Annotated in this window: 23 protein-coding genes; 7 read left to right on the top strand and 16 right to left on the bottom strand. The window is 69.0% G+C overall.

The genetic code is table 11. The features are described 5' to 3' along the window. Positions 1–117 precede the first annotated feature (117 nt). Positions 118–429 carry a hypothetical protein gene (locus CFB81_RS21795; RefSeq protein ID WP_041492268.1) on the bottom strand — a complete coding sequence of 104 codons (312 nt, stop codon included), beginning with the start codon at positions 427–429 and terminating at the stop codon, positions 118–120. Between the two features lie 308 nt (positions 430–737). After that, a complete protein-coding gene (locus tag CFB81_RS21790; RefSeq protein WP_089436471.1) occupies positions 738–1,037 on the bottom strand; it encodes a hypothetical protein in 300 nt (99 codons plus the stop codon). A 122-nt stretch (positions 1,038–1,159) separates the two neighbouring features. On the opposite strand from CFB81_RS21790, the gene CFB81_RS21785 reads away from it, so the two are divergent. The 3 genes from CFB81_RS21785 (at position 1,160) to CFB81_RS21775 (ending at position 2,814) form a co-directional block, all read left to right on the top strand. Beyond that, positions 1,160–1,408, top strand: coding sequence for a hypothetical protein (locus CFB81_RS21785; RefSeq protein ID WP_089436470.1), 249 nt, complete (start codon positions 1,160–1,162; stop codon positions 1,406–1,408). Positions 1,409–1,775: 367 nt separating this feature from the next. Continuing rightward, on the top strand, positions 1,776–2,207 hold the full coding sequence (locus CFB81_RS21780) for a CBS domain-containing protein (RefSeq protein WP_069616559.1): 432 nt from the start codon (positions 1,776–1,778) through the stop codon (positions 2,205–2,207). 103 nt (positions 2,208–2,310) lie between these two features. Next, positions 2,311–2,814, top strand: coding sequence for a PRC-barrel domain-containing protein (locus CFB81_RS21775; RefSeq protein WP_069616558.1), 504 nt, complete (start codon positions 2,311–2,313; stop codon positions 2,812–2,814). A gap of 34 nt (positions 2,815–2,848) precedes the next feature. Here the strand turns inward: CFB81_RS21775 and CFB81_RS21770 are convergent, their stop codons facing one another. From CFB81_RS21770 to CFB81_RS21755, 4 genes are all read right to left on the bottom strand, one after another. Further along, on the bottom strand, positions 2,849–3,469 hold the full coding sequence (locus CFB81_RS21770; RefSeq protein ID WP_089436469.1) for a DUF4142 domain-containing protein: 621 nt from the start codon (positions 3,467–3,469) through the stop codon (positions 2,849–2,851). A 50-nt stretch (positions 3,470–3,519) separates the two neighbouring features. Further along, the gene (locus CFB81_RS21765; protein WP_069616556.1) at positions 3,520–4,065 is read right to left on the bottom strand and encodes a hypothetical protein; all 546 of its coding nucleotides are present in this window, start codon (positions 4,063–4,065) and stop codon (positions 3,520–3,522) included. Between the two features lie 78 nt (positions 4,066–4,143). Beyond that, a complete protein-coding gene (locus tag CFB81_RS21760) occupies positions 4,144–4,554 on the bottom strand; it encodes a BON domain-containing protein (protein ID WP_069616555.1) in 411 nt (136 codons plus the stop codon). A gap of 68 nt (positions 4,555–4,622) precedes the next feature. Further along, on the bottom strand, positions 4,623–6,617 hold the full coding sequence (locus CFB81_RS21755) for an ATP-binding protein (RefSeq protein WP_089436468.1): 1,995 nt from the start codon (positions 6,615–6,617) through the stop codon (positions 4,623–4,625). A gap of 391 nt (positions 6,618–7,008) precedes the next feature. Here CFB81_RS21755 and CFB81_RS21750 point away from each other — a divergent pair, with 391 nt between their 5' ends. Continuing rightward, positions 7,009–8,049: a sigma-54-dependent Fis family transcriptional regulator gene (locus CFB81_RS21750; protein WP_069616553.1), complete on the top strand. Its 1,041-nt coding sequence runs from the start codon at positions 7,009–7,011 to the stop codon at positions 8,047–8,049. A 28-nt stretch (positions 8,050–8,077) separates the two neighbouring features. On the opposite strand, the gene CFB81_RS21745 is transcribed toward CFB81_RS21750, so the two are convergent. After that, complete coding sequence (locus CFB81_RS21745) at positions 8,078–9,877, bottom strand: methyl-accepting chemotaxis protein (protein ID WP_089436467.1); 1,800 nt, start codon at positions 9,875–9,877, stop codon at positions 8,078–8,080. 203 nt (positions 9,878–10,080) lie between these two features. Then, a complete protein-coding gene (locus tag CFB81_RS21740) occupies positions 10,081–10,335 on the bottom strand; it encodes a DUF3562 domain-containing protein (protein ID WP_089436466.1) in 255 nt (84 codons plus the stop codon). Between the two features lie 538 nt (positions 10,336–10,873). Between CFB81_RS21740 and CFB81_RS21735 the strand changes: the two genes are divergently transcribed. After that, complete coding sequence (locus CFB81_RS21735) at positions 10,874–11,308, top strand: hypothetical protein (RefSeq protein ID WP_089436465.1); 435 nt, start codon at positions 10,874–10,876, stop codon at positions 11,306–11,308. A gap of 495 nt (positions 11,309–11,803) precedes the next feature. Here CFB81_RS21735 and CFB81_RS21730 read toward each other — a convergent pair whose 3' ends face one another. From CFB81_RS21730 to CFB81_RS21705, 5 genes are all read right to left on the bottom strand, one after another. Then, positions 11,804–12,739, bottom strand: coding sequence for a universal stress protein (locus tag CFB81_RS21730; protein ID WP_089437099.1), 936 nt, complete (start codon positions 12,737–12,739; stop codon positions 11,804–11,806). 209 nt (positions 12,740–12,948) lie between these two features. Beyond that, on the bottom strand, positions 12,949–14,331 hold the full coding sequence (locus CFB81_RS21725; RefSeq protein WP_069616548.1) for an amino acid permease: 1,383 nt from the start codon (positions 14,329–14,331) through the stop codon (positions 12,949–12,951). 458 nt (positions 14,332–14,789) lie between these two features. Further along, entirely contained in the window at positions 14,790–15,815 is a 1,026-nt protein-coding gene (locus CFB81_RS21715; RefSeq protein ID WP_069616547.1) for a DedA family protein/thiosulfate sulfurtransferase GlpE, read from the bottom strand. A gap of 185 nt (positions 15,816–16,000) precedes the next feature. Further along, positions 16,001–16,507 (bottom strand): cupin domain-containing protein, encoded by a 507-nt coding sequence (locus tag CFB81_RS21710; protein ID WP_069616546.1) that lies wholly within the window; start codon positions 16,505–16,507, stop codon positions 16,001–16,003. Positions 16,508–16,816: 309 nt separating this feature from the next. Next, positions 16,817–17,287: a universal stress protein gene (locus CFB81_RS21705; RefSeq protein WP_069616545.1), complete on the bottom strand. Its 471-nt coding sequence runs from the start codon at positions 17,285–17,287 to the stop codon at positions 16,817–16,819. 320 nt (positions 17,288–17,607) lie between these two features. Here CFB81_RS21705 and CFB81_RS21700 point away from each other — a divergent pair, with 320 nt between their 5' ends. Next, on the top strand, positions 17,608–19,710 hold the full coding sequence (locus tag CFB81_RS21700) for a PAS domain S-box protein (RefSeq protein WP_089436462.1): 2,103 nt from the start codon (positions 17,608–17,610) through the stop codon (positions 19,708–19,710). After that, on the top strand, positions 19,707–20,354 hold the full coding sequence (locus CFB81_RS21695) for a response regulator transcription factor (RefSeq protein WP_006483707.1): 648 nt from the start codon (positions 19,707–19,709) through the stop codon (positions 20,352–20,354). Before CFB81_RS21700 ends, CFB81_RS21695 begins: the two co-directional genes overlap by 4 nt. Positions 20,355–20,408: 54 nt before the next feature. Here the strand turns inward: CFB81_RS21695 and CFB81_RS21690 are convergent, their stop codons facing one another. The 3 genes from CFB81_RS21690 to CFB81_RS21680 all read right to left on the bottom strand — a co-directional run bounded on the left by CFB81_RS21690 (position 20,409) and on the right by CFB81_RS21680 (position 22,545). Next, a complete protein-coding gene (locus CFB81_RS21690; RefSeq protein ID WP_069616543.1) occupies positions 20,409–20,813 on the bottom strand; it encodes a lysozyme inhibitor LprI family protein in 405 nt (134 codons plus the stop codon). Between the two features lie 300 nt (positions 20,814–21,113). Then, complete coding sequence (locus CFB81_RS21685; RefSeq protein ID WP_069616542.1) at positions 21,114–21,443, bottom strand: DUF4148 domain-containing protein; 330 nt, start codon at positions 21,441–21,443, stop codon at positions 21,114–21,116. 223 nt (positions 21,444–21,666) lie between these two features. Beyond that, the gene (locus tag CFB81_RS21680) at positions 21,667–22,545 is read right to left on the bottom strand and encodes a flagellar brake protein (protein ID WP_089436461.1); all 879 of its coding nucleotides are present in this window, start codon (positions 22,543–22,545) and stop codon (positions 21,667–21,669) included. Positions 22,546–22,608: the final 63 nt, after the last annotated feature.

Below are 22,608 nucleotides of genomic sequence, written 5' to 3'. Positions count from 1 at the left end.
AACGTAGCATGCGCTGAATTAACGGACATCCTACGCGACGCGCGCGCGGACGCAAAGCGCCCGCTGTATGCGGGCACTTTGCCGGAAGCCGGCATGAGCCGGCGAATGATTGCGGAATCAGAAACGCTCGACGTGATAGTCGCCGGCGAGCGCGGCCGGACTGCGGGTCGACATCATCCGCGAGAAGCCGTCGGCGAGCCGGCCGAGCGCGAGCTGCTTCTGGCTCGCGTCCCAGTGCGTGTAGGTGTCGTAGGCGGCATCGTCGAACGAAACGGTGACGGCGACCGGACGGCCACTCGCGCGAAAGCCGATCTGCAGCACGCCGCCCGGCAATTCCTCGATGTGATAGCGGAGCGAACGCGATTCGAAATAGCGGCCCAGTACCTGAGCGATCGCGCGCTTGTCTGGCGATTGCACGTGAATGTCCATGACGGTCCTCCTTTTCAATGTTCGCGTGGCCGGTCGCCGTGCACGGCTCCCGCCCGGCATCCGCATCGGCGGCGGGTTCGACGGCGGGTCGCCCTGCGGCAGCCCGTCGGGCACGGGCGGATCGACCGGGTCGTCGTGCCCGAGCGGCGGCGGATCCGGATCGACGTCGGGTGTCGTCGGTTCGGGGCGGTGCAGCATGGATGGCGTGTTCATGTCACTCCTGCGCGACGGCGCGCGCCTTTCGATGGCAAGGCGAGCCCCCGCAAGCGCCGTACCTGCTCCGGCGCCGTGACCCTGGGTCGCTCGGCTTACTCGTCGTACGCCGCCATGACGAGCCACATCGTGCGCCCCTCGGCGGCCAGTTGCACGGCGAGCGCGAACGGATCCGACGGTTCGCATTGCGCGACGAGCGCCTGCTGCGCGCGTTCCGGGCCGTCGTAGACGGTGTCGTTCAGTTCGCGTACCTCGTCCTTGCCGTCGAACATGCGCCGCTCCGGTCGATAGACTCGCGATTCGCGCTTCCACGTATCGAAACGCTCGCGCACGTGGCCGAAATCGCCGCCGCATACGTTCGCGTCGTAACGTATCCTTTTCCTGGCTGCATTCATCACGATGCCCTCTCGTTCATCCCGGACGCGTGCCCGGCCGGTTACCGCCGGCTTGCAAGCGCCGTGCCGCGGCTGCCACGGGTACGGCGCTTGCGCGTTCTCATCCACAAGGAGGTTCGACCATGACCGTACACGCCACCGGCCGCCGCGACGCCGTGTCACCGGCCGCCGGACTGCTCCGGCTCGCCCCGTCGCGTCCGCCGTCTGAAGACAAGACGGAGGAGCGCATCGACGAAGGGCTCGAGGAGACGTTTCCGGCCAGCGATCCGCCCGCCGTCGGCGGTGCGACGCGTATCGACCCCACCAAGCCGTCCGGCGAGCACGAACGTCGCGCGCCGCACGTCCCTTCCCCGCCCCGCGATCACGGCTGACGGCGGCACCCGGCGCGCGTTGCGTGGCAGCGCCCCCGCGTCGGCCCAATCAGGAGCGATTCGATGAAAGTCCTTGAACGAAGATGGCACGAAATCAGTGGGGCGGCCGGCGTCGCGGCGCTCGCCGCGATCGAAAGTGCCGTGGTGCTGGTGATCGTCACGATGACGGGCATCGGCCACTGACGGCCCGTCGACAGCCCCCGGCTGCCGCCGTGGAAGATGTACAAGGGCGCTGGCAAATTTCTCCGCGCCCGACACCCCGGTGCAGGTCGGTGGTGGGCGTGAACAGGTCTTGGCCCCGGCGTGCGCGCCGCATGCGTGGCACGCGCGGTGCTCCCGTATCGTCCCGATCACCCAGGAGGCGTTCATGTATCGCGTCAACGAAATCATGTCGCGCGACGTAGTGTGCGTCGCGCCGACCGACACGATTCGCCATGCGGCCGAATTGATGCAGCGCTTCGATATCGGCGTGCTGCCGGTTTGCGACGGCGCCGAGCTCGTCGCGATCGTGACCGATCGCGACCTCGCGGTGCGGGCGCTGGCGCACGGCCATTCGCCCGATACGCCGGTGCAGGCGGTCGCGTCCAGGCCCGTGCAATGGTGTGTCGAGGACGACGGCGTCGGCGACGTTCAGCAGCGCATGGCCGACGTGCAGCTGCACCGCCTGCCGGTGCTGGACCGCAGCCTGAAGCTCGTCGGCATGGTGTCGCTCGGCGACATCGCGACGCGCGCGGGCGGCCCGGCGCGCGACGAGCTCGCCAATACGCTCGAGGACGTCTCGTTGCCGCGCCGTCGCTGACCGGTCGGCGTGCCCATCATCCCGCGGCCTGCTGCCCCGGCGCATTAGCCGCGCAACGAATTTGCGCGCGGGCCGGGTTGCCGCTTCGACCAGGAGGTTTTCGATGACAACGGACAAACCATCGCGCGACGCCGCGCGCATCGTCGGCGCGAAGCCGCGCACGGCCGCCGGCGGGCCGGGACCCGACGTCATGGCCGCCCGCACGCTCGAAGGCGATCGCGTGCTGACGATGGACGGCGACGACATCGGCAAGGTCACCCACATCATGCTCGACGTGCGCGCCGGGCGGATCGCGTATGCGGTCGTGTCGTCCGGCGGCTTGCTCGGGATCGGCGACAAGCTGCTCGCGGTGCCGTGGAACGCGCTCGTCCTCGATGCCGAACGCGAATGCTTCGTGCTGCCCGTCGGCACCGCACGTGTGCGCGAGGCGCCCGGCTTCGACAAGAGCCGCTGGCCGACGATGGCCGACCCCGAGTGGGCCGAAGCGCTGCATGCGTATTACGGCCGTTCGCCGTACTGGCTGATCGAGGAAGGCGAAACGGCGCTCGATTCGCCGCCGTACGAGGCGTCGCCGGGCGGCCCCGAAGACGGTACGCGGCAGCACTGAAGAAGCCTGTTCGAACTGCCCGCCCGACAGCGGGTCACTGCGCGGCTGCCACCGCCTTCGCGAGTTGCCGCGCGGCGCCCAGATGCGCGTTCAGCATCGGCAGCGTGCGGGCCGCGAACGCGCGAAGCTGCGGGTCGCGGCCTTCTTTCGCCTCGGTTTCGTAAAGCCGGATCGCCGCTTCGTGCGCGCGTGGTCCGGCCAGCGCCACGTACGCCGTATCGAAGGCGCGCCCGTCCTTCGCCCGCAATGCCGTCACCGCCGGGTCCACGAGCATTCGTGTCTGGACGGGCACACCCTTTTGCGCGCCGATGTGCCGCAATTCGTCCGTGATACGCGCGTGATCGTCGACCATCCGGCGCGCGAAGGCCTTCACGTCCGCGTTCGACGAGCGGTCGAGCGCCAGTTGGCCGGCTTGCCGTTCCACCTTGCCGATCATGCCGGCCTTGTCGACGAACTCGGCGTCGATGCCGGTCGGCCGCTGCGTCATGCCGGGCTCGTCGGCGGTCGGGCCGGGGAGGATGACGCCCGGGGCGACCTGCGCGGACGAGGCCGGCGTCTGCGCGTGCGAAGACGCGCACGCCAGGACGCCGGCGATGGCAGTCAGCCCGCTGGCCAGCGGCCGACGCGTGCGTTGCATGATCCGGTTTTTTGTCATCCGGGCCTCCGGGTGGGACGACGGAGCGGGGCCGGCCGCGCCGCTTGCCGTCACGCGGGACGATGGTCCGACGTGAAGAAATCGGTCCACGCGCCGTTGTGCCATGCGCCCTCGGTGCGCTCCACCGACAGCGCGCCGGCGGCGAGCATCGTCCGCTCCGCGAACGCGATCGTGCGCCGCGTCACATGCGCGGCCAGCACGACGCCGTTTTCGCATTGCTTCAACGCGCCATGCCCCTCCGGCGCATCGCCGCGCATCCGGCCCAGCGCGCCGCACAACGCACCGACATAGCCGCCCACGAGCGGCACGCCAATCCACGCGAGCGGCGAATGAAGGCCGCCCAGATACAGCAGTGCGGCCCCGGCGAGCCCGACGACCGCGCCGACGGCCACGCCTTCGAGCGCGCCGAGGCCGCCCGGTCGCGCGGCGGAGTCCGCATAGACATCGCCGCCGAGCCAGAACAGCGCGTGCTGCCCGGGCGGATTGAGAAAGAAGACCTTCACGTCGTCCCGATGGATGGCGTGGCCGCGCAATTGCTCCGCGCAGCGCTCCGCCTGCTCGAGCCGCGAGAAACGGCCCGCGATGATGGTGTCCATGTCGACCTCCTGCCCGGTGACGCGCAGGGTCGCGGGCGCGCGACGCCCGATCGGCCCGGCGCTGGCCCGCGCATCACGTTACTTCCGGCGAATCTGCAGCTTGTCGCGCACGCCGCTCACGCCGCTCACGTCGTGCGCGACGCGGATCGCGGTCGCGCGCTGCCGCTCGTCGGGCACGTTGCCCGTGAGTTCGACCACGCGGTCGCGAACCTGCACGTCGATGTCGCCGGAGGCCAGGCCGCGTTCGGCGACGAGCGCGGCCCGGACGCGGGACGCGAGCGTCGCATCCCGGATCTGGCCCCCGACGGCAGACGCCTGGCTCGCCAACTTGGCACGGGTGCCGTCGTCGGCCGATGCGTCGCCGGGCGTCGCGATCCATGCACACGACAGCATCAGTATGCTCGCGATCGGCACGACCGGCGTCCTGCGTCGGGTGCGTGCCGGCTTGCTGCCCGTGCCGTCGCGCCGCGTGTTGTCCGTTGCGTCCATCGTGCCTCCTTTTTCGTATGCGGTCGGCGGCCAGGCAACCAGAGTGCCTGCGCGGTCCGTGTGCGCCGCTACCGCTCGCGCGGCTTCCCGCCGCCCGCGTCGCGCCTGTCGTCCGGTACGACGTCGACGATCACGCTCGCGAGCGTCGGCATGTCGACCGGCTTGCACAGATACGCATCGAACCCGGCGGCCATCACGCGGCGCCGGTCGGCCTTGCCGGCGTGCGCGGTCACCGCGACGACCGGCAGATGCCCACCGCCGTCCGGCAGGCGCCGGATCCGGTCCAGCAGCCAGTAACCATCGCCATCCGGCATCGCGAGATCCGACAGCACGACGCTCGGGTGCTGCTGCCGCTCGAGCGCGTCGAGCGCATCGTGCCCCGATCGCGCGGTCGATACCTGCGCGCCCATCGTTTCGAGCGCCACCGCGAGGCTCGTCCGCGACGTCGGATCGTCGTCGACCACCAGCACGCGCTGGCCGTCGAGCGCGACCGTATCGGACCTGCCCTTCGCGCGCGGCGGCCGCTCCACCGGATCGTCGGCGTCCCAGCCGGCCGGCAGTGTCACCGCGACGGTCATGCCGCGTCCGACGCCCGCGCTCGTCGCGACGACTTCGCCGCCGTGCAGCTGCGCGATGTTGCGCACGATCGACAGACCGAGCCCCAGGCCGCGCTTCGGCGACGTGAACGCGCCTTGCGGCCGGCTGAATGTCTCGAACAGGTGCGGCAGGTATTCCGGCGCGATGCCTTGCCCGGTGTCGGAGACCGACAGCCGCACGCGCTCGCCGGCGCGCGTCAGCGACACGTTGACGCGTCCGCCCGGCGGCGTGAACTTGATCGCGTTCGACAGCAGGTTCGACAGGACCTGGCGCAGGCGTTCGCCGTCCGCCGGAATCACGCAGGCCGGCATCGCGTATTCGGTCGACAGCACGAGCCCGTTCGCCTCGGCCGTCGCGTCGAATTCACGCGCGGCGTCGCGCACGATCCGCACGACATCGACCGGCACGCGTTCGAGGCGCAGCCGGCCGGTCGCGAGGGACGACGCGTCGAGCAGGTCGGCGACCATGTGCGACAGCGACCGCGCGCTGCGATCGATCGCATCGACCGCCTGCTGCGTGAAACCCTGCCCGTCGGCGTTGCGCAGCACCTCGACCCAGCCGTAGATCACGTTCAGCGGCGTACGCAGTTCGTGCGACACCGTCGCCAGCAGTTCGTCCTTCAGCCGGTTCGACGCGTCGGCCTGCACGCGTGCGTCGCGCGCGCCGCGCAGCGAGCGAAGGTAGTGGCGTTCGTTGCGGCGGCGTTGGCCCGCTTCGCGCAGCGTCAGCGACAGGCCCGCGCAGTGACCCTGCGCGTCGACGATCGGCGACGCGGCGAAGGTCGCGCGGAAACGGCCGCCGTCGCGGCGCACGCACAGTACGTCGAGCGGCCCGACCGGCGCGCACAGGTTCGCGAACGACGCGGGCACCGCATGCCGGCGCAGCCAGCGCGGCGCGATCATCGTGACGATGTCGCGTCCGCTCGCCTGTGCCGGATCGACGCCGAAGATGCTTGCCGCGGCCGGATTCCAGCTGGTGATCCGGCGCTCGGCGTCGGTCCCGACGATCGCATCGGGCGACGCATCGACCACGTGGCGCAGCAGTTCGTCGTCGGACACGCGTGCGACGGACGACGGCTCCCGATGCGGCGGATACGGATCGCCGTCGTGGTCGCCGGTCCCGTGCGGACGATCGTTCGCGAGCAGCGGCTTCACGGCGGCCACCAGCACGCATTCGACGAAACCGATCGCGACGAACGCGCCGGCTTGCGTCAGCAGCGCCGCCAGCGGCGCGTCACGCCACCACCATGCGGCGATCACACCGGCGCTCGCGGCGGTCGCGACGAGGCCACCGCCGAACGACGTCAGCCATGCGGCGGCCGCCACGCCGGCATAAAAAGGCAGCGGCGCAAAGGGCGCGTGCTGGCCGACAGCCTGAATCGCCCACGCCTGCAGCGCGGACGCCAGCCCGACGGCCAGTACGACCCATGCACCCTGCCGGAACAGCTCGCGGGTCAGAGTCCTCATTGCGTCCTTGCATCGCGCCGGCTCCCGTCGTGCGGGGGGATGCCGCCTTTCGGCCATCCGGCATACCGTCGAGCGCGCCGGGCGAGCGTGAATGCGTCAGCAAACAGCGTACCCGGCCGCGGCTCCACATCGTATTCGTGGCACTGGATGGCTAGGCCTTGCGCCCGCGCGGGTGGTGGCCCGGGCGGTCGCGGTCGGCATCGCCGCGCGCGCCGCCGCAATGGGGCGTCGGCCGCTTTTTTCATCGGGTTTCTGTAAAAAAGCGCCGATCCGACCGGGACGCGGGGTCATGCCAAGGCGCCCGACAAAATCGATGGCCTGTTTCTTTCGCTGGTGCCGCCCATATTGGAATTTTCTATTCCGCGGCACCTTCACGGTTGTTTCGCTGTCGATGATAAATATTGCAATCAACGGGACGTGTGATGCCGTTTTGCAAAACGGCCCGCGAACGCCTATGGGTGAACCAGCCAACCGGACGAAGCAGCGCGCAGACGGCCGCCGGCTGTCCGGCCGGTCTGCCGCGATGCGCACGCTGCTCGCCCGTATCGACAAAATCGCGCCGACCCGCGCGAGCGTGATGATTGCCGGCGAAAGCGGGGTCGGCAAGGATATCGTCGCGCGCCGGCTGCACGATCTGAGCGCGCGGCGCGACGGCCCGTTCGTGCCGATGAACTGCGGCGCGATTCCGCCCGACCTTGCCGAGGCGCACCTGTTCGGGCACGAGAAAGGCAGTTTTACCGGCGCGATCGCGCAGCGCGAAGGGTTCTTCGAAGCCGCGCGCGGCGGCACGCTGTTGCTCGACGAGGTCGCGGAAATGCCCGCCGCGCTGCAGGTGAAACTGCTGCGGGCGATCGAGTCGAACACGATCGTGCGCGTAGGCGGCACCGAATCGATTCCGCTCGACGTGCGGTTCGTATCGGCCACCCGCCACAATCCGGCCGACGCGGTGCGCGACGGCCGGCTGCGCGAGGACCTGTTCTACCGGCTCGCCGCGTTCGCGATCTACGTGCCGCCGCTGCGCCAGCGCGACGGCGACGTCGAGACGATCGCGCAGGAATTCGTCGACACGCTGAACGCGCGGCATCGCGCGCACAAGCGGCTGACCGACGCGGCGATCGCCGCATTGCGCGCGTATTCGTGGCCCGGCAACGTGCGCGAACTGCACAACACGATCGAGCGCGCGTACATCCTGTCGGACGAAGGCATCGACGTCGCCCTGCCGAAGCAGCCGATGCCGGACGCCGACAGCACCTCGGAAGGCGCGATGGCGCTGCCGGTCGGCGCGACGCTGCACCACGCGCAGCAGCGCTTCATCGCGGCGACGCTGCGTCACTTCGACGGCAACAAGCCGCGCGCGGCGAAGGCGCTCGGCATCAGCCTGAAGACGCTCTACAACCGGCTCGCGCTGATGCGCGACCAGGACGGTTCGTAAGCGGCGCGGGCCGCGGGCCCCTGCTGCGTCAGGCGACCTTGAACTGCCCGACCGTCGTCGCGAGCGCGTTCGCCTGCGACTGCAGCGCGGTGGCTGCGGCGGTCGACTGTTCGACGAGCGCCGCGTTCTGCTGCACCATTTCGTCGAGCTGGCTGACCGCGCGGTTCACTTCCTGGATCCCGCGCGTCTGCTCGTTCGCCGCATGCGTGATCTCGGAGATGATGGTCGTCACGTTCGCCACGTTGGACACGATCTCACGCATCGTGTCGCCGGCCTGGCGCACCTGCCCAGACCCGGCCGACACGCTCGCGACCGTCGATTCGACCAGCACCTTCACTTCGCGCGCGGCCTGTGCGCTGCGTTGCGCGAGGCTGCGCACTTCCTGCGCGACGACCGCGAAGCCGCGGCCCTGTTCGCCTGCCCGCGCCGCTTCGACGGCCGCGTTCAGCGCGAGGATGTTGGTCTGGAACGCGATCCCGTCAATCACGCCGATGATGTCGCCGATCCGGCTCGACGCTTCCTCGATCTTCCCCATCGTCGCGACGACGTCCGACACGACCACGCCGCCGTGCGACGCGATCCGCGACGCGGCCGCCGCGCGCTCGTCGGCCTGACCGGCCGCCGCCGCCGACTGACCGACGGTCGCGGTGATCTCTTCCATCGACGCGGCGGTTTCCTCGAGGCTCGCCGCCGCCGATTCGGTACGCGACGACAGGTCCTGGTTGCCCGCCGCGATCTCGTTCGCGGCCGTGCGCACCGATTCGCTCGCGTCGCGGATCTGGCGCATCACGTCGTTCAGCTTGTCGACGAAACTGTTGAACGAGCGCGCGATGTCGGCGACTTCGTCCCGGCCGTCGGCCGGCAGCCGCTGCGTCAGGTCGCCGGCGCCCGAACCGATCGCGGCCATCGCCTGGCGCACCTGCGACAGGCGGCGGAACGCGGTCGCGGTGATTGCGCCGATGATCAGCGACGCCACGCCGACGATCACGATCAGCGTGATCAGTGAAGCGGTCAGCAGCGAACGCATCCCGGCCGTCGCCTCGGCCTTATCGAGCAGCACCAGCGCGTACCAGTCGGTGCCCGGCACCGGTTTCGCGCGCACCAGCTTCGCGTCGCCGCCGACACTGACCTCGACTGGCGCGTTCGCCGCCGCGATCGACGCCACGCCGAGCGAGCCGAGTTCGGGCGACACGTCGGCGACCGGCTTCAGCGTGAGCTTCGCGTCCGGGTGGGCGACGACGTGGCCGCTGCTGTCGATCAGCATCCCGAAGCTCGCCGGCGTCGGGCGGATCGACTTGACGTTCGCGATCACGCTGTCCATCGACAGGTCCGCGGCGACGACGCCCTTCAGCGAGCCGTCGCGCAGGATCGGCACCGCGAACGTGACGACGAGGTTGCCCGTGCCGGCATCGACGTACGGCGGCGTAACGACCGGCTTGCCGGCCTGCGCGGCCTGCTTGTACCACGGGCGGCCCGTCGGGTCGTAGTCGGGCGGGATACCGGTGGGGTCGGAGAAGTGGAACGCCTTGTCTGCGTAGCCCGCATAGACGTTCGTGAAGCCGCCGGCCGCGGCCATCTGCTTGAACACCGGCAGCGGATCGGGCGTCAGCGCGGCATCCTGCAGCGACGCGATCATCCGGCTGCGGGTCGCGACCCAATCGGCGATGCCGACCACGTGGCCGCTGGCGACGGAGGTCAGGTTGCGGTCGATCGCGTCGTCGTTGTACGCGCGTGCGATGAAATAGTTGATCAGGGTCGTGGCGACGAGCGCGAATACGACGATGGCGACGCACGCGGCAAGAATGCGGGCGCGAATGGACGAGAACATGGCAACGACTCGGTAAGAGAACGGGGAGCGCCCGGTTGGACGAATTCACCGGGTAAACGGCAAATCGGGCCACTTACTTGAGGTCGTTGTGACGGTTCGATGAAACGTATGACGACAGGCGTCCGAGACTGTCGGCCGATCGTCAGGATGGCCGGGTTCGACGGACGGCCTGCGCGCGGGCCGCGGCGCGCGGCCACCGCACGCTACAGCCGCTGGCCCGGACGCGGATCGGCGTCCGCGGGCGCCGCATCGGCCCGGGGGTCGCGGCTCAAATCGTCCTTCTGGCGCATCCGCTCGCGCAGGTGCCGGATCGCGAATACATGGATGTAGTCGTGCACGCGCGCGCCGGACGACAGCGCGCGCACTTCGTCGTCGAGCATCGCACGCAGCTGATCCGCGCCGATCGCGCGCCGTTCGGCGGCTTCCTTGAGTGAATCGAGCAAATTGTCCTTGGACATCGACAGACTCCTGACGGTCGAGGAACGAAAGATGACGGTACTGGAAGCTTAAAGACTGGACAGACGCGCGGCGTACGATGCGCCGGCGCGGGTTTGCGCGCGATCAACGGCACGTTGCGTGCCGCCCCGTCGATCCGTTTCCGAACCGTTCGCACAGGATCCGCGGCGCACATGGCCCGCGAACGAAACTGGAAGCCTTGCCACGCCACCCCGGGGCGCGGCATGGGCGACGGGCGGCGGGTAGACCGCCGGGCGACGCCGATGCAGTGGGGAAACTTAGACCGTCCGAAATCATGCGTCAAGCGCACCCCTGTCATGCATTCATCGGACGAACGCGGCGGTCCCGGCCGATCGGCCGTCGCGCGTGTCAGCGGATTCCGATAGCGTCGCGCAATTTCCTGACAGCGACTTCAGCGCGCGCCGCTTGGCAGCGCGCCGTCGCCACACGATACTGATCACATGAACCAGGCGTTCATACCGGAACATCGCTCAGTCGGCCATCGAGCCGGCACGCGGGGTCCGGCGCAGGAGACCAACCATGGCACATCGCAACTTCCCGGGCCGGGACGGCCAGCGGCGCGCGTCGGGCAACGCGCGCGCCCTGCCCGCCCGGGCCGCGTCGGCCGGCAGCCGTTCGTCCGACGACCTCGACACCTTGCTCGCGCTCGCACGCGAGGCCGGGCTGCTCGTCACGCTCGATGGGCAGATCGGCCGCGAGAAGTATCAGAGCGTCGCGGGGTCGGTCCTCGCGTTGCAGCGATTCGCCGCGGCGCTGTCCGCGCGCAACGCAGCCGACGCGCCGGCCGCGTCGGAGCCCCGTCGCAAGGCGCGCCCCGGCTGGCCGCATGCGAATCGTTTGCGCAGCCGCACATGCGGCGCATGTGCGCCGCTCCATGTCGTGCGTCCGCATGCACGGGTGCGTCGCTGCACGGGCCGCCGGCACGACCTGCGATCGATTCTTCGCTCCCTCTGATCGGCGCACGTCACCGACGCACGGCACGGAGCCGTGCATCGGTCGCGCGTCACGACACGCCCGCCATGCCGGGCCCGTCCTGCATGCGCCCTGTCCGCGACCCGTATCGAGGTGACCGCGCGCGATGACGCGCCGCTCGACGCGGCCGCATTCCAAACCATTCGTGCGGGGAAATGAATTCGACGGGGCCAGGCGGAAAGCGGACGGGGTGACTTCCACCCCGCCCGTCCTCCAAGGCAACCGTCGGTTGCCTACCCTCGTGCCAGAGAGTTTCCGGTCGGATGACGCGCCGGACAAACACGCGGCGCGGCTCCCGAACATGATGTGGCGGCGAGTGCGACAGTGATCGCCTTTCGCATGCGGGCGCGGCCATGGTCCCGCATGCATGCGAAGGCCAGTCGCGTCGGGGGACGCTTCGTCACTGTCTCACGCGATATGCGCCGCGTTTCTGATGCAGGTCAATCCGCGCCCGCTTCGATCGCGACGACGCGCGATTCATTCCGCACCGCGCACCAGCAGCACCGGCACCTGCGCGAGATGCGCGACCCGCCGCGCGACGCTGCCGATCAGCCAGGCGGCGATGCCGCGACGGCCATGCGTGCCGACCACCAGCAGCTCTGCCCGCCAGTGCACGGCATCGCGCATCAGTGCATGGGCCACGTCGTCGCTGGTTGGATGCGTCTCGACGATGCCGCGCTTGGTCGGATTGCCGGTCGCATGAAACAGCGGGCCGATCTTCGCGAGCGCATCCTCGCCCTCCGCGCGGTATGCATCCTCGAGCGCGCGCACCGGCACGACATCGGTCAGACGAACCGCGCGATCAACCACGTACGCCGCATACAGCAACGTCGTCGGCGCCGCGAAGCCGAGCCCGACGCGCACCGCGTGCAGCGACGGCTCGCTGCCGTCGACCGCGAACATCAGCCGCTGCAGCGGGCCGTCCGACGTCCGTGCATAGGCGGACGGCACGATCAGCAGCGCGCAGCGCGCGCGTTTCGTCAGCGTGTCCGACATCGCGCCTTCGACGAGCCGCAACAGCCCGTGATGCGGATTCGCGCCGATCGCCAGCACGTCCGCGTGCCACGTCGACGTATCGTTGACCAGGGCGTCGGCGACCGAGCCGCCCGTGACCGACGTATCGACGACCACCTGTTCGACTTCGATCCCGCTGTCGGTGAACAGCGCGGCGATTCGCGCGCAGGTGGCCTGCGCTTCGCGCATCATGTCCTCGCGTGCCGACGTCAGCAGCGCGTCGATGCGCGGAATGTCGGGCAACACGAGGCGCGGATTGTCGATCGCGCAAATGATGCGCAATCGCATGCCGGGACGCAGCAGCGTGCGCACGTAACGTGCGGCGGTCAGCGATTCGGGCGTCGGATCGACGGCCAGCGCGATCCGCGCGAGCGTCGGGATGGGCTGGGCAGGCTGCATGGCGAAGGTCTCCGTGCGTGCACGTCGTCGCCGGGCGACGACGGGGCGCTTCGCGCGGCGGCCGGACAGCCGCTGCGGTCGGGGATCGGCGGGATGCCACGCGAAGCGCGGACAAGCGATGCGTTCGTTCAGCATAGGCCGTCCGGCCCGCACGCGCATGATCGCGATCAACGATCGCGAACGGTCGCGCGGCACCCTGCCCGCGCGGCTTACGACTTCGTCGGCATCGACGCGGCCGGACGGTTCGCATGGAACAGCGTGTATGCGATGCCGAGCAGTACGATCCACACCGGCCCGATCACGAGCGCGACGCGCGTATCGGGCGTGAACGCCATCAGCACGACGACCAGCGCGAGAAAGCCGAGCGCGACGAACGAACCGAGCGGAAAGAGCGGCACGCGGATCGGCAGGCGCGCGATCTGGTCGGCCGACAGCGTGCGGCGAAACCGCATCTGCGCGATCAGGATCACGCACCACGTCCAGATCGCGCCGAACGTCGATACCGACGTGAGCCACGTGAACACGTGCTGCGGCGCGAGATAGTTGAGCAACACGCCGATCAGCAGCAGCGCGACCGACACGGCCACGCCATACACGGGCACGCCGCTGCGGTTCACGCGACCGAGCGCGGCCGGCGCCTGGCCCTGCTGCGCGAGGTTGTAGAGCATCCGCGCGGTGCTGAACAGCCCGCTGTTGCACGACGACAGCGCCGCGGTCAGCACGACGAAGTTGATGATGCCGGCGGCGGCCGGAATGCCGAGCCGGGAGAACGTCATCACGAACGGGCTGCCCTGCGTGCCGATCTGGTCCCACGGATAGAGCGACATGATCACGAACAGCGCGCCGATGTAGAAAATCAGCACGCGCCAGAACACCGAATTCACGGCCTTCGTCAGCGACTTCTCCGGATTACGCGCCTCGCCGGCCGTGAGGCCGAGCATCTCGACGCCGAGATACGCGAACATCACGATCGGCAGCGCGGCGATCACGCCGTTGATCCCGTTCGGCATGAAGCCGCCGTGCGACCACAGGTTCGAGATGCCGGTCGCGATACCGCCGTTGCCGATGCCGAACGCGATCATCAACCCGCCGCCGATGATCATCAGCACGATCGTGACGATCTTGATCAGCGCGAACCAGAATTCGAATTCGCCGTACAGTTTGACCGCGATGAAGTTCACCGAGCCCATCGCCAGCAGCGCCGCGAGCGCCCAGATCCAGTTCGGCACGCCGGGAAACCACATGTGCATGTAGACGCCGACCGCCGTGATTTCCGCCATGCAGGTGACGATCCACACGAACCAGTAGGTCCAGCCGGTCAGGTAACCGGCGAGCGGGCCGAGGTAGTCGCGCGCATAGCGGCTGAAGGCGCCGGCGACCGGGTTGGTGATCGCCATCTCGCCGAGCGCGCGCATGATCAGGAAGATCGCGAGGCCGCCCAGCAGATAGGTCAGCAGAATGGCCGGGCCGGCCGTGCGGATCGCGGTGGCCGAGCCGAGAAACAGGCCGACGCCGATCGTCGCGCCGAGCGCCATCAGATTGATGTGCCGTTCTTCCAGCCCGCGGTGCAACTGGTCTTCTGGTTGTTTCAAATTCGTCTCCTGGCGGCCGCGAGCGGGCCGCCGTCATTGTGTCGATGACAATGCGCGTCCGTTCATGCCGATTTCGGCAGCCGAAAACGAAATAATCCCTGCTGTCGATTTCTGAATGAGAAACGACGTGGATACCGCTTCAATTCGGTTGGAATTGCTGCGGATTATCCGTATTCCCCGGAACAATCTGGAAGTACGGATAGGGCCTTTCACGGAATACACCCGAGCGCCCCGCGTGACACGGCTGTGCGCGGGACGAGCGGTAACGGGATCCATCGCTTTCGGCGCGAACGAACGCGCGTCGAATGTGCGCAATCAAACGCACGCAATATGCAGGCGGGATTATAGGGAGGATCGGCGGTTTCACGCCAGACGATTTTGGGGAAAATCGCGGCAGGTGAAAGCGGTGTTGGATTGGAATGCGTGCGACGCGGCGGACGTATTTACGGCGGGCGTATTTATTTCGACAACGTCGCCCGTACCGTATATTCGCCTTCCAGCCCACCATGATCGGGCCGCACGAAATACCGCGACGAATCCAGATCGGCCGGCAGCGGCTCGACCGGATAACCGTGCTTTTCCCACGCATCGAGGCCGCCCTTCAGCGCGCGGATGTTGTGGATCATCTTCTTGCGCTGCATCTTCGCGATGAGCCGCTTCGCGGTCGCCTCGTTCGGGCACACGCAATAGACGACGATCGGCCGCTTCAGCACTTCGGGGGCCAGCAGGTCCGGCGAATCGAGATCGACCGGCACCGCGCCGGCAATCCGGTACGGCTCGCGTTCGCGAATCGCTTTCGGCCGTGCGTCGAAGATCAGCGGCGGTTCGTCGGACGTCATCATCTCGACGAGCTGCGGCGGCGAGATGCGCACCTGCGCGAGATAGCGGCGGAACTGCACGCGGCGCACCCAGCGGTACAGCAGGAACGTGATGAAGATCGCGAGGAACGCGTCGAGGATCGTGCCGCCGCTCGCGCGCACCCACAGCACGAACTGGACGATCTGGTCGTGAATGGCCGCGCCGCCGATCAGCCAGAACGCCGCCCACAGCGACGCGCCGGCCAGATCCCAGAACAGGAACACGCCGATGCCGATCGCGGTCGTGCCGAGCAGCGGCGCCGATACGAGGCCGAGGCCCGGCAGGAATTTCGACAGCACGAGCAGCGGCGCGCCGTACCTTTCGAATACATTACGCGCGAAGCGCAGCGTCGTGTCGAGCGACAGCGAGAAGCGCACGAGGCCGTTCAGCAGGCGCCGGCCGCGCGTGCGGCCCATGAAGAACCACAGCGAATCGGCCAGCATCGTCGCGCCGATCGCCGCCGCGAACATGCTGACCCAGGACGCCTGCCCCATCGCCGCCATCGTGCCGCCGAGGATCAGCATCGGCACGGCCGGCACCGGCACGCCGAGCTGCGTGATCAACACGCTCGCGAACACGGCCCACGGGCCGAGCGACGATGGAATTGCAATGGGAAAGTGCCACACGGCGGCGCTCCTCGAAGACATGCGGGCCGCGCGACAGGGCCGTCGGTACGGCGGCGCAACGGCCGCCGCGGCATGTCCGCGACCGACCGGTGCATCCTGCGCATTCTAAACGGGTTTGGCCTCGACCGCGCGGAACACGGGCCGTCCGCACGGGCTTTGCGCCCGGCGTGACGCGACCGTGACAGTCACGCGTCCGGGCGCTGCGCAAGCTGCGCGACGTGTTCCGCGTAGTCGGGAAACTCGGCCGCCAGCGCGGCCGCATCCGCCAGCTCGAATTCCGCGAATTCGAACCCCGGCGCCACCGTGCAGCCGACGAGCGCGACGTGCTCCGGCGACGCGCAGCGCGCGCCGAACCAGCTTCCGGCCGGCACGACCGCCTGGAACACGGTGCCCGGATGCGTGAGCGGGTTGCCGAGCCGGTGAATCGTCAGCCCGTCACGCGCGTCGAGCACCCACACTTCGATCGGATCGCCTGCGTAGAAATGCCAGACCTCGTCGGAGCGGATGCGATGCCACGACGAATACGCGCCGTCGCACAGCAGGTAGTAGATCGCCGTCGATGCGGCACGTGGCGCGCCGTCGGCCGGACGCACGACCGAATCGGTCGCGCGGTAGGTTTCACGGAAATAGCCGCCTTCGGGATGCGGCTGCAGGTCGAACTGGCGAATCAGGTCGGTCGCGGAAATCGGCATGGCGGATGACGTCGGTAAGGGTGGAAACCGGCATCCGGCGGGCTGCCCGATCCTCATTCTCGCGATCGCGTGCCGCCGGATGTCCCTGCGTCGATCGCCGCGGCCATGCACGCGGCGAACAAGCGGACACCGGCCGATGCTGCCAGAACTGCGTGCCGGGAGGCAACCGCCGACGTGCAATCACGCACCGGCGAACGTACCGGTCGCACGGCGCAGTACGTCGATCACGCCCGTAGGCGGCCAAGCGTGCGGCGCCCTGCGGCCCGCCAATGCGCGGGGCACGCAGCGTCGGCCGCCGTACCGCGTCGCTTACGCGGCCGCCGACGTCCCGGCCTCGTCGTGCCGCACCAGCAGCACGGGCCGGTCGGCCGCGCGCAGCAGCGACTCCGCCACGCTGCCGAGCAACAGCCTGCGCAGACCATGCCGCCCGCTCGTGCCCATTACGACCAGGTCGGCGTCGGCTTCGGCCGCCGTGCGCATCAGCACCGTCGCGATGTCCTCGCCGTACGCGTCGAGCGCGCGCACCGTGCCTCGCACATGCTGCTGCGCGAGCGCGGCTTTCGCGTCCTCGAGCACCGGCGTCGCGGCATCGGTCGCGGCGACGTCGCCGTCGCGCTCGGCTGCGAAGCCGGCGTCGACGTCAACGAGCTGCGGCCGATGTTCGACGACGTACGCACACGTCACTTCGCCGCCGGACGCGGTCGCGATCCGGATCGCCTCGTTCAGCGCGAGACGCGCGCTCGGGCTGCCGTCGAGCCCGACGAAAATCCGCTTGTACATAGTCCGTCCCTCCGACCGGCCGTGCGTCGCGCGTTGCGCCACCACGGCCCGTTACCGCGAACCGGCCCGGCGCCGGCTTGCCTGCCGAACAGTCTGCCCCACGTACCGACGCGTGCGTTGACGCGCGTCAAGCGTGGCCGGCGCGCCTGCGGCTGCACGCCGTTTGCCGCAATTTCAACTGCCCCCATTACAAAAAATGTGTAAAACGCGCACAATTTCGTCCTGAAAATAGTCGTTGCACGCAGCCGGTGCGAGTTTCCCCCGGTTTTGCCGCGCTGCCCGCGTGCCCCGGGCAGCCCGAACAACAGAATGGCCATCGAATGACCGTCAGTGGAACCCCGACGCGGGACGCCCGAGAGCCCACGCGCCTCGAGATCATGTTACGCCAGCCGTTCGCGGCCGGCGTCGTTGCGCTGTGCGCGGGCGCCGTGCTGTCGCTCGGCGTCGCGCTGCTCGTGCGCGAGCAGTGGCAAACCGCCGTTCATACGCGTTTCGAGCGTCGGACGACGCACGTGACCGCGATGCTGCGGCATGAACTGCAGGCCGGTGTCGCCGTGCTCGAAGGTGCGCGCGGCGCGTTCGGCCTCGTCCCGGACATGACGCCCGGCCAATGGCGCCGGTATGCGGAGACGCTCGATCTCGACAGCGGTCGCTCGCCGGTCCAGCAGATCGGCTATGCGCCGCTGACGCCCGCGGCGCGCGGCGCGCTGGCCGGCGCGAAGCCGCTGCCGGCCGATCCGCTCGCGGCAGCGACGCTCAGCGCCCCCGTCTCGAATTCGCCGGTCGTGCGCTTCGGCGCGTCCGACGCGGCGCCGCTCACGCGCGCGCTGCGGACCGGCGATATCGCGCTCGGCGTCCACCCTGCCGACGACGACGCGTCCCGCGACGCCCGCACCCTGACGCTGTTCCTGCCCGTGACGACCTCGCCGGTGGCCGCCGCCACGCCGTCCGGCACGCGCGAAGCCGGTGTCGACGGGATGCTGTTCGCGGCGCTGAGCCCGCGGCGTCTGGTCGAGCGCGCGCTCGACGCCGAACGCGGGATCGATATGTGGATGACCGCCAGCGGCGATTCGCGCGCGATCGTCAGCGTCGAGACGACGACCGACGAAGCGTCGGCGTCGCCCGACCTGATGCGGCGCACCGACGTGCTGAATTTCGGCGGCACCGCGCTGACGCTCGCCTATTCCGCGGACGGCCGGCCGAGCGCGACCGGCGCGCAGCGGGCGGCCGGCACCGTGCTCGCGGCCGGGCTGATCGCGTCGTTCGGGTTCGCGGCGCTCGTCCATGCGCTGCTGCGCGGCCGGGCCGATGCCGGCGCGAGCAGCCGTGGCAGCCTCAACGAGGCGCGGATGATGGGCATCATCCGTTCGTCGATGGAAGCGATCATCACGATCGACGAGAAGCAGACGGTCGTGATCTTCAATCCGATGGCCGAGCAGGTGTTCGGCGTGTCGGCGATGGAGGCGATCGGCGCGCCGCTGTCGCGCTTCATTCCCGAGCGGTTCCGCGCGGCGCACGCGAAACACGTCGACCAGTTCGGCGTGACGGGCGTGTCCGAGCGGCAGATGGGCCGCCAGCGCGTGCTGTTCGGCTTGCGGGCCAACGGCGACGAGTTCCCGATCGAAGCGTCGATCTCGCAGATCCGCGACGCGTCGGGCAAGCTTTATACGGTAATGCTGCGCGACATCACCGAGCGGCTGCGGGCCGAGAACGCGCTGAAGCAATCGCGCGAGGAATTGCGCGAACTGTCGGCGAACCTGCAGAACGTGCGCGAAGAGGAAAAGACCCGTATCGCGCGCGAGCTGCACGACGACCTCGGGCAGCAGCTCACCGCGCTGAAGATGGACCTGTCGGTCGTCGAACAGCAACTGCGCATGCCCGGCCGCGCGCAGCCCGACGCAGGCCTGCAGACGCATCTGCAAGGCATGCGGCGGCTGATCGACGCGACCGTCGCGTCGGTGCGGCGCATCGCGGCCGACCTGCGGCCGGTGATGCTCGACGACCTCGGCCTCGTGCCCGCGATCGAATGGCTCGCGAACGATTTCACGAACCGCTACGGGATCGATGTCGAGCGCCACATCGAAACGGGCGGCCTCACGTTCACCAGCACGGGCGCGACCACGCTGTTCCGGATCGTCCAGGAAGCGCTGACGAACGTCGCGCGCCATGCGGATGCGACGCGGGTGGCGTTGCGGCTCGACATCGAGGAAGGCAATTGCGTGCTGCGCGTCGCGGACAACGGCCGCGGCGCGGCGCCCGGCGGCCCGGCTCACGAGGACAAGTCGTTCGGCCTGATCGGCATTCGCGAACGCGCACACATGCTGGGCGGCACCGTGACCATCGACACCGCGCTCGCGCGCGGTTTCTCGATTACCGTCTCGTTTCCGCTCGGCACCGTTCAACAGGACACGCTCATCACATGATCAAGGTGCTCATCGCCGACGACCATACGCTCGTACGCGACGGTCTGCGGCACATCCTCCAGAACGCCACCGGATTCGAGGTGGCCGGCGAAGCCTGCGACGGCCCGTCGACGATCGCGCTGGTGCGGGCGACGCCCGCGCAGGTACTCGTGCTCGACCTGTCGATGCCGGGCCGCAACGGCGTCGAACTGATCAAGCAGATCAAGGACGAGAAGCCCGCGCTGCGCGTGCTCGTGCTGACGATGCACGCGGAGCAGCAATACGCGGTGCGTGCGTTCCGCGCGGGCGCGTCCGGCTATCTGACGAAGGAAAGCGCGAGCGCGGAGCTGGTCGGCGCGGTCACGAAAGTGGCGTCGGGCGGCGTCTACGTGAGCCTCGCGATGGCCGAGCAGTTCGCGCAGAGCCTGAACGAGCCGGCCGAAACGCTGCCGCACCAGCGGCTGTCCGACCGCGAATTCGACGTGTTCCGGCGGATTGCCGCCGGCCAGACGCTGACCGAGATCGCGAATGCGCTGTGCGTGAGCGCGAAGACGGTCAGCACCTACAAGACCCGGATCCTGGAAAAGATGCAGATGCCGCACGAAGCGGCGCTCGTGCGTTACGCGATGCGGCACAAGCTGCTCGACGAAACGGACGACGTGTAACCGACGACGTGTAACCGACGTGGCGCGGGCCTCGGCGGGCCCGCGCACAACGCGTTACTTCGCGGGCACCGGGCACGCGAGGTCGCCCTCCTCGCAGGACAGATAGCCTTTCAGCGTTTCGGTGCGCGCTTTGGTCAGATCGTCGAGGCAGGTTGATACGACCATCGGGTACGCACTGCCGCCCTCGGCATTCGCACTCGAGAAATGGCATTCGGCGTCGCGGTACGCGATCCACGCGCGCTGCGCGTCCACGAGCTTGTCGGCAAGCGGCCGCGCGTCGCGCAGGCGCGCGGTGACGGCCTGGTAGATCCGGTTCAGTTCCCCGTCGGATTTCTTGTACGCGCGATCGGCACACGCCGTCATCGTCGCCTGATCCGTCGCGTCCGCACAATTCGCCTGCGCATGGGCGACGCTCGCCGCCAGCGCCAGCGAGCCCAGCAGACCGGTCAAGACACGCATGGATGCTCCTTGTTGTTCGTTGAAGTGTGGAACCCGGTGCCTTGTTGCGTCCCGTGTGCATGGGTCGCGCCACCGCGGCGACATCGACGGCGATGCTAGCGCACGCGCGACGGATTGTCAGCGGGGTGCCGGGCTGACGCCCGAGACGCGATTTCGCTGGTTGTCGCGTTTTCCTGACGGCGAGCGCATCCGATCGTTGCGCAGCCATTGAAAAAGCCCGCACTCGTCACCGAAACGAGGGCGGGCTTTCTCGACATGCTTCCGGCCACGGCCCCCAAGGGCCGCGACACAACAGCCGGCTTAGTGGCCGAAGTACACCGACGAGCGGTCGTTGACGGCCGGCACGACCGCGCGCTGGCCCGACTGCGACGTCGCGACCGGGTTCGAACCGTAGCCGGTTGCGTCGGCTTGCGCGCCAGTGTTCTGCGCGGCGGCGATCTTGGCCTGGGCGGCCTGGATGTTTTCCGGATAGTTGATCCAGTCGTTCGGGTTGTAGCCGGCCTTTTCGAGCTGGACCAGCTCGGCGCGCACTTGTGCGCGCGTCAGCGGCTGCGGGTTCGATTGGGCGAACGAGACGACCGGTGCGGCCACCAGGGCGGCCAGTGCAACTGCCTTGATCAGCGATTTCATGATGCGTTACCTCCAGGATTGTTTTGTCAGGCGCTTCGGACTCGGGGTCGTTGCGCATGAGTAGAAGTCTAGGAGGCGCGACTATCAGGGTAAATACTTAAATCGCAAATTCACTGTTGATCGAAACCGTACAATCGCACGGGAATAACGCAATTCATCAGACGATTATCGACGCTCGCGCACCGAATGCCGCGCTTCGGCATCCAGCCCGCTCGGCAGCGCGTCAGCGCAGGCGATCGGTATTCACCGACGCCATCTGCCTGTCGAACAGCAACGCCTTGAGGCGCACCCGATCGTCGGCATCGATGTCGCCGAACGCCGCATGATGCAGCGTCAGCGTCGGGGCCGCCGGGTCGGCATGCACGGCCCGCACCGTGCCGTCGAGCGCCAGTTGCTCGACGCGGCCGCCGGTTTCGTACGGAAGCAGCACGCGCAACGGCTCGCCAGTGGCGGCGATCGGCCGGTCGACGGCGATCGACAAGCCGCTCAGGCTGATGTCGTGCACCATCCCGATGCTTTCCGCCCCCTGCGTCGCGCCGCTGCAGCAGGCCGCGATGCGCACCGGCACGCGCGGCTCCGCGCGCGCACGCAGCCGCTCGACGAAGCCGGGCGGCGACAGGATCATGAACGGCGCGGCGCCCGACGCCTGCACCGATTCGACCGTCGCGCCGAAACGGAATACCGCGGCGGCGCCGATCGCCACCGCTTCGATGTCGTCGCCGCGTGCGAACTCGAGCGCGGCGGCGGGTTGCGGTTCGACGAACAGCTCGCCCGACGCACCGACGCCGATCAACCGGCAGCGTTGCAGCGCGCGCGCCGTGCCGACCCGGCGGCGAATGCCGATCGCGGCGCCCGCCGACAAGGCCATGCGCGTGGCGGGTGTGCCCACCGTCCCGGGCACGCTCGGCTCGGTGTCGGCGTCCTCGCGGCGGCGTACGGGGTGGAAATGGTCGAACAGGAAAGCATGCTGCGCGGCATCCTGCAGCGTCGTGCCGGCCGGCAGGAGCGCGGCGCCGTCGGCGTCGTAGAGGTCGAAGCCGAGCGGGACGCCGGCGGAAAGATCGTCGCGCGCGAGCGCGACGTAGTCGGTGGAAAGCCGCATCGGAGAAGCGCGGAGCGACCGCGCGAGCTATCGTGACAACTTGATTACGGCAACATCGCGCGG

This window comes from Burkholderia sp. AU28863, from assembly GCF_002223195.1.
Lineage (GTDB): Bacteria > Pseudomonadota > Gammaproteobacteria > Burkholderiales > Burkholderiaceae > Burkholderia > Burkholderia sola.
The sequence above is the reverse complement of the archived record's forward strand: the minus strand, read 5'-3'. Positions and strand labels throughout refer to the sequence as shown.

Coding starts and splice junctions, on each gene's coding strand:
- CFB81_RS21740 (WP_089436466.1), bottom strand. CDS start 10,335: ATGTCCAAGGACAATTTGCTCGATTCACTCAAGGAAGCCGCCGAACGG.
- CFB81_RS21730 (WP_089437099.1), bottom strand. CDS start 12,739: ATGCAGCCTGCCCAGCCCATCCCGACGCTCGCGCGGATCGCGCTGGCC.
- CFB81_RS21785 (WP_089436470.1), top strand. CDS start 1,160: ATGACCGTACACGCCACCGGCCGCCGCGACGCCGTGTCACCGGCCGCC.
- CFB81_RS21705 (WP_069616545.1), bottom strand. CDS start 17,287: ATGTACAAGCGGATTTTCGTCGGGCTCGACGGCAGCCCGAGCGCGCGT.
- CFB81_RS21770 (WP_089436469.1), bottom strand. CDS start 3,469: ATGACAAAAAACCGGATCATGCAACGCACGCGTCGGCCGCTGGCCAGC.
- CFB81_RS21760 (WP_069616555.1), bottom strand. CDS start 4,554: ATGGACGCAACGGACAACACGCGGCGCGACGGCACGGGCAGCAAGCCG.
- CFB81_RS21685 (WP_069616542.1), bottom strand. CDS start 21,443: ATGAAATCGCTGATCAAGGCAGTTGCACTGGCCGCCCTGGTGGCCGCA.
- CFB81_RS21765 (WP_069616556.1), bottom strand. CDS start 4,065: ATGGACACCATCATCGCGGGCCGTTTCTCGCGGCTCGAGCAGGCGGAG.
- CFB81_RS21775 (WP_069616558.1), top strand. CDS start 2,311: ATGACAACGGACAAACCATCGCGCGACGCCGCGCGCATCGTCGGCGCG.
- CFB81_RS21750 (WP_069616553.1), top strand. CDS start 7,009: ATGATAAATATTGCAATCAACGGGACGTGTGATGCCGTTTTGCAAAAC.
- CFB81_RS21680 (WP_089436461.1), bottom strand. CDS start 22,545: ATGCGGCTTTCCACCGACTACGTCGCGCTCGCGCGCGACGATCTTTCC.
- CFB81_RS21690 (WP_069616543.1), bottom strand. CDS start 20,813: ATGCGTGTCTTGACCGGTCTGCTGGGCTCGCTGGCGCTGGCGGCGAGC.
- CFB81_RS21700 (WP_089436462.1), top strand. CDS start 17,608: ATGACCGTCAGTGGAACCCCGACGCGGGACGCCCGAGAGCCCACGCGC.
- CFB81_RS21710 (WP_069616546.1), bottom strand. CDS start 16,507: ATGCCGATTTCCGCGACCGACCTGATTCGCCAGTTCGACCTGCAGCCG.
- CFB81_RS21745 (WP_089436467.1), bottom strand. CDS start 9,877: ATGTTCTCGTCCATTCGCGCCCGCATTCTTGCCGCGTGCGTCGCCATC.
- CFB81_RS21795 (WP_041492268.1), bottom strand. CDS start 429: ATGGACATTCACGTGCAATCGCCAGACAAGCGCGCGATCGCTCAGGTA.
- CFB81_RS21695 (WP_006483707.1), top strand. CDS start 19,707: ATGATCAAGGTGCTCATCGCCGACGACCATACGCTCGTACGCGACGGT.
- CFB81_RS21790 (WP_089436471.1), bottom strand. CDS start 1,037: ATGAATGCAGCCAGGAAAAGGATACGTTACGACGCGAACGTATGCGGC.
- CFB81_RS21735 (WP_089436465.1), top strand. CDS start 10,874: ATGGCACATCGCAACTTCCCGGGCCGGGACGGCCAGCGGCGCGCGTCG.
- CFB81_RS21780 (WP_069616559.1), top strand. CDS start 1,776: ATGTATCGCGTCAACGAAATCATGTCGCGCGACGTAGTGTGCGTCGCG.
- CFB81_RS21755 (WP_089436468.1), bottom strand. CDS start 6,617: ATGAGGACTCTGACCCGCGAGCTGTTCCGGCAGGGTGCATGGGTCGTA.